Here is a 1620-nt window from a genome sequence, read left to right as displayed (position 1 = left end):
CCTTGTGACCTGCGATGATGGGGTTTCTCTAGGACCACATCAGGCACGATCGGCAAGGCACTTCCGAGATGCAATCCTCCCATGCCGCGGCGGCGGTCTCATCCGCGTTCGATGATCCGAACCTGATCGCGTACGGCGGGCTGGAGCCGGTGATGCGCCTGGCCGAGCGGTGTGGTCTGCCGGCTCTGGCCGACGAGCTCATCGGGCTGCCGCGCTCGAAGGACGGCACCGGCGCCTTCCCTGCGGCGAAGCTGATGTCGCTGGTGGGCGGCATGGTCGCGGGCGCCGACAGCATCGATGACATGGACCGGCTGCGGCACGGCGCGACGGGCCGCCTGTTCGCCGGGGTGCGCGCCCCGTCCACGCTGGGCAGCTTCCTGCGCTCCTTCACGCACGGGCATGTGAAGCAACTGCACGCCGTTGCCCGCCGGTTGATTCCCCGTCTCACTGCGCACACCCCGCTGCTGCCCGGCGCGGACCAGGTGGCCTACGTGGACATCGACGACACCATCCGCCGCACCTACGGCTACGCCAAGCAGGGCACCGGATACGGATACAGCAAGGTCAAGGGCCTCAACGCACTGCTCGGGATCGTCTCCACACCACTGGCCGCACCAGTGATCGCCGCCACCAGGCTGCGCAAGGGGCCCACCAACTCCGCACGCGGGGCGGCCGCGTTCGTCGCCGAGACCATCCGCACCGCCCACGCCTGCGGCGCGAGCGGTCTCCTCGTGGTGCGGGCCGACTCCGCGTTCTACGGCGCCGACGTGGTGAGCACCTGCCGGTCCCTCGGCGCCCGCTTCTCGATCACGGTACGGATGAACGCCTCCGTCAAGAAGGCCATCGCGGGCATCGACGAAGGCACCTGGACGGCGATCAAGTACCCCAAGGCGGTCTGGGACGAGGAGGGCCAGTGCTGGATCTCCGACGCCGAGATAGCCGAGACCACCTACACCGCCTTCACCTCCAAGCCGAAGAAGCAGCAGGTCACCGCCCGGCTGATCGTGCGACGGGTCAAACGGCTCAACCCCGACAGCCTGCCCGCCGGGCAGGGCACCCTCTTCGACACCTGGCGTTACCACGCCGCGTTCACCGACTCCCCGCTCTCCCTCAAAGACGCTGAGCGTGATCACAGGCGGCACGCTGTCGTGGAACAAGTCATCGCGGACGTCAAGAACAGCGCCTTCGCGCACGCCCCGTCCGGCAACTTCCAGGCCAACGCCGCCTGGCTCACCCTCGCAGCCCTTGCGCACAACCTGACCCGCGCCGCCGGCACTCTGGCCGGTGCATTCCACGCCAGGGCGGCCACCGCCACGATCCGCGACCACCTGATCAACGTGCCTGCCCGCCTGGCCCGCTCGGCCCGCCGCCTCACCCTCCACCTACCCGAACGCTGGCCCTGGGAAGGCGACTTCACACAGCTGTTCACGGCCGTGCACGCGCCACCGCCGTCCGCCTGACCCTCCTTGACCGAGCCGCCCGAACGGGCCCGAGACCTGTGGACATGTGGAAGAGCTGGGCAGACCAGCGGATACTCCCTGCCCGAACCCGCAGATCAGCCGCCAGACCACTCGAATACACCCGAAGCGATCACTCCGAAATCAAGCCGGTGGATCCGGG

Annotated in this window: 1 protein-coding gene; it reads left to right on the top strand. The window is 68.7% G+C overall.

Translation table 11 applies throughout. The features are described 5' to 3' along the window. Positions 1-68: 68 nt before the first annotated feature. On the top strand, positions 69-1460 hold the full coding sequence (locus tag ABZV34_RS39215) for an IS1380 family transposase (RefSeq protein WP_356288001.1): 1392 nt from the start codon (positions 69-71) through the stop codon (positions 1458-1460). Positions 1461-1620: the final 160 nt, after the last annotated feature.

Source organism: Streptomyces sp. NPDC005195 (assembly GCF_040608315.1).
GTDB lineage: Bacteria > Actinomycetota > Actinomycetes > Streptomycetales > Streptomycetaceae > Streptomyces > Streptomyces kaempferi.
The sequence above is the reverse complement of the archived record's forward strand: the minus strand, read 5'-3'. Positions and strand labels throughout refer to the sequence as shown.

Bases quoted from the DNA above. Each gene is read 5' to 3' on its own strand.
- ABZV34_RS39215 (WP_356288001.1), top strand. From the start codon at position 69: ATGCAATCCTCCCATGCCGCGGCGGCGGTCTCATCCGCGTTCGATGAT.